The organism is Microbacterium sp. NPDC097977 (genome assembly GCF_040302605.1).
GTDB lineage: Bacteria > Actinomycetota > Actinomycetes > Actinomycetales > Microbacteriaceae > Microbacterium.
This window is the reverse complement of sequence record NZ_JBEOUR010000130.1, coordinates 1-3,853: the sequence shown is the minus strand read 5'-3', so window position 1 is coordinate 3,853 and position 3,853 is coordinate 1. Positions and strand designations below refer to the sequence as shown.

Genomic DNA, 3,853 nt, shown 5'->3' with positions numbered 1-3,853 from the left:
CGTGCGACCCGCCCGACAGGGCGTACTCCTCTTCCGGCGAGAGCACCAGGCGGTGCCGGAAGAACAGGCCGAAGCCGAGCAGGATGATCGCGTAGACGATCGCGATCGCGATGATCGCGGGGCCGAAGGTGGGGTTCAGCAGGAAGCCGACGAAGATCAGGGCGGCGATCACGAGGGCGATGACCGCACCCGGGATCCCCCACGGGCTGATGTAGGGGCGGTCGACGTTCGGGAACTTCTTGCGCAGGATGATGAACGACACCAGCTGGAGTCCGTAGGCGACGACCGCGCCCCACACGGCGATGTTCAGCACGATCGCACCGGCCACCGTTCCGGCACCCTCCGAGTCGACAGCGGTGAGCACGTCGAGCACGATCAGGGCGACGAAGCCGATCGCTGCGCCGACGGTGAGCGCGACCCACGGGGTCTGGCGCTTACCGGTGAGCGAGAGGAAGCGCGGGTAGTACCCGGCCCGGGAGAGCGAGTACATGTTGCGCCCGTAGGCGAACATGATGCCCTGCAGCGATGCCAGCAGGCCGATCAGCGCGAAGAGCGCGAGCACGGCGGCGAGCTGATCGCCCACGATCGCGCGGAAGCCGTCGAGCAGGGGTTCGCCCGCCGTTCCGGTCGCCTCGGCGCCGATCACTCCGGTGTTGAGGAACAGCACCAGCAGTCCGGTGACGATGAGGGTGCCGCGGGCCCAGAATCCCGCCTTCGGGATGTCCCGGGTGGGGTTGTGCGACTCCTCCGCGGCGAGCGGCAGCTCCTCGATGCCGAGGAAGAACCACATCGCGAACGGCAGCGCGAACAGGATCGGCAGGACGCCGTGCGGGAGGAACGCGGTCTGGCCCTCGTCGGGGACGATGTCCCACAGGGCATCCCACGAGAACGCCCCCGAGAACAGGGCCATGGCGGAGAAGACGAGGATGATGCCGATCGAGATCACCGAGACGACGATCGCGAACCGGAAAGAGATCGCGGCGCCCGCGGAGTTCAGCGCGATGAAGACCACGTAGAGAATGAGGTACCAGACCCAGCCGGGGAGTTCGAGTCCCAGCAGCTCGCTGGTGATGCCGTTCGCATACGACGCCGAGAAGTAGACGATCACCGCCGTGGTGGCGACGTACTCGATGGTCTCGGCCGCACCGGTGACGAGGCCGCCCCAGGGGCCCATGGCCGAGCGGGCGAACGAGTAGGCGCCGCCGGTGTGCGGCATCGCCGCCGCCATCTCGCCGATCGCGAAGATCATTCCGTAGTACATCGCGACGAGGATGGCGAAGGCGATGAGCATCCCGCCGAAGCCCGCGAAGTCGATGCCGAAGTTCCACCCGGAGAAGTCTCCCGAGATCACGGCGGCGACGGCGAGTCCCCACAGCCCCCAGACGCCGGCGGAGCGCTTCAGGGTGCGCTTCTCGAAATAGTCGCTCCCGGCCCGTGTATAGGTCGCTCCGGCAACCTTGCGAGATTCACTGCTGTGCTCAGACATCCGCTCTCCGTTCGCATGCATGCAGGCGCCGGGTGCACCTTGCGGACGATTGTGACAGTCAATGGTGGTTTCGTCTACCTTTAGACCGAGAGTTGATCTACTCTGAGGGCGAAGCCGGTCGGCCGACCGCTTCACCGCACGAGAACGGAGCGTCAGATGTCGGGCAACCTGAGCATCGAACAGCTGGATGCCGGCATCGCCGCCGGCGAGATCGACACGGTGATCGTGGCCTTCGCCGACGCCCAGGGGCGACTGGTCGGCAAGCGGGTGTCGGCGCGGCTGTTCCAGGACGACATCCTGTCGCACGGTGCGGAGGCCTGCGACTACCTGCTCTCGGTCGATGTCGACATGAACACGGTCGACGGCTACGCGATGTCGGGCTGGGACCGCGGGTACGGCGACATGGTCCTCAAGCCCGACGTCGAGACGATGCGCGACATCCCTTGGCTGGCCGGCACGGCGCTGGTCATGGCCGACCTGGTCTGGCAGAACGGCGAGCCGGTCGGCCCTTCTCCCCGTGCGATCCTCGACCGCCAGCGCGACCGCCTCGCCGAGCGCGGCTGGACGGCGTACGCGGGCACCGAGCTGGAGTTCATCGTCTTCGACGACACCTATCGCGAGGCCTGGGCGCGCAGGTACGAGGGGCTGACTCCCGCGACCGACTACAACGTCGACTACAACCTGCTCGCCTCCACGCGCATGGAGCCCCTGCTGCGTGACATCCGCAACAGCATGGACGGGGCGGGGCTGTACTGCGAGGGGGTCAAGGGCGAGTGCAACTTCGGGCAGCAGGAGATCGCGTTCCGCTACGCGGAGGTGCGCGAGACCGCCGACCAGCACGCGATCTATAAGAACGGTGCGAAGGAGATCGCCGAGCAGCACGGCAAGGCGCTCACCTTCATGGCGAAGTTCAACGAGCGCGAAGGCAACAGCTGCCACATCCATCTGTCGCTGCGCGACGAGTCGGGTGCCCCGGTCATGGCCGGCGACGGCGAGCACGGGTTCAGCCCGGTCATGGAGCACTGGATCGCCGGCATCCTGGCCACGCTCCGCGAGTTCACGCTGTTGTTCGCCCCGAACATCAACTCCTACAAGCGTTTCGCCAAGGGCAGCTTCGCCCCGACGGGCGTGGCATGGGGCATCGACAACCGCACCTGCGCGCTGCGCGTGGTCGGCTCCGGCTCGGGACTCCGGGTCGAGAACCGCGTGCCGGGCGGAGACGTGAACCCCTACCTCGCCATCTCGGCGATCATCGCAGGCGGGCTGCACGGCATCGAGAACGAGCTGCCCCTGCCGGAGCGGTTCACCGGCAACGCCTACGAGGATGCGGTCGATCACCTGCCCACGACGCTACGCGAAGCCGCGAGGCTGTTCAGCGAGTCGACGATCGCACGGCAGGCGTTCGGCGACGATGTCGTCGAGCACTACCTGAACCAGGCGCGCATCGAGGTCGAGGCCTACGACGCGGCCGTCACCGACTGGGAGCGCATCCGTGGCTTCGAGCGCCTCTGACCCCGGGCCGCTGATCGGCGTCACCACCTATCTGGAGAGGGCGCAGCAGGGGGTGTGGGATGTGCGTGCGGCGTTCCTCCCCGAGCAGTACCTCACGAGCGTGACCTCCTCCGGTGGCATCGCTCTTCTCCTCCCTCCGCAGGATCCGGATGCCGCGGACGCGGCGATCTCCGGCATGGACGGTCTCGTGCTCTCCGGCGGAGCGGACGTCGCCCCCGAGCTGTACGAGGAGGACCGGCATCCGCTCACCGACCCCGCCCGCGTCGACCGCGACGCGTGGGAGCTCGCGCTGTTCCGCGCCGCGGAGCGGCGGGGTATCCCGGTGCTGGCGATCTGCCGCGGCCTGCAGCTCGTGAACGTCGCGCGAGGCGGCAGCCTCCAGCAGCACCTGCCCGAATCGCTCGGTACCGAGAAGTACCGCATCGGTGGCGGCGTCTTCGCCGAGAACGACGTGAGGGTCTCGAACGAGACGCCACTCGCAGAGATCATCGGCGAGACCGAGATGCGCGTGCACAGCTACCACCACCAGGGGGTGGACCGTCTCGGCGACGGGCTCGTGGCGGCCGCGCACTCCGACGACGGACTCGTGCAGGCGTTCGTCGACACGTCGGCCGGACACATCGTCGGCGTCCAATGGCACCCTGAGGAGAACGCCGAGGACCGACGTCTCTTCACCGATCTCGTCACACAGGCCCGTGCGTTCGCCGCGCGGCGGAAGGAGGACGCCCGATGAGCGCGTTCACAGTCATCAACCCCTCGACCGGAACGGCGATCCGCGACGTCGCGCGCGCCGACATCGGCGAGACGGATGCCGCCATCGCCCGAGCCGTCGCGGCGCAGCGCCGGTGGGCGGCG

At 68.0% G+C, this 3,853-nt stretch carries 3 protein-coding genes; 2 read left to right on the top strand and 1 reads right to left on the bottom strand.

Features of this window, described 5'->3' with window-relative positions:
- Window positions 1–1,486 (bottom strand): amino acid permease (locus ABTZ43_RS17060; protein ID WP_350539628.1); only part of this gene is annotated, 1,486 nt, incomplete at its 3' end.
- 156 nt (window positions 1,487–1,642) lie between these two features.
- Here ABTZ43_RS17060 and ABTZ43_RS17055 point away from each other — a divergent pair.
- On the top strand, window positions 1,643–2,998 hold the full coding sequence (locus ABTZ43_RS17055; RefSeq protein WP_056420625.1) for a glutamine synthetase family protein: 1,356 nt from the start codon (window positions 1,643–1,645) through the stop codon (window positions 2,996–2,998).
- Window positions 2,979–3,731, top strand: coding sequence for a gamma-glutamyl-gamma-aminobutyrate hydrolase family protein (locus ABTZ43_RS17050; RefSeq protein ID WP_314097739.1), 753 nt, complete (start codon window positions 2,979–2,981; stop codon window positions 3,729–3,731). The genes ABTZ43_RS17055 and ABTZ43_RS17050 overlap by 20 nt, the downstream gene beginning before the upstream one ends.
- Window positions 3,732–3,853: the final 122 nt, after the last annotated feature.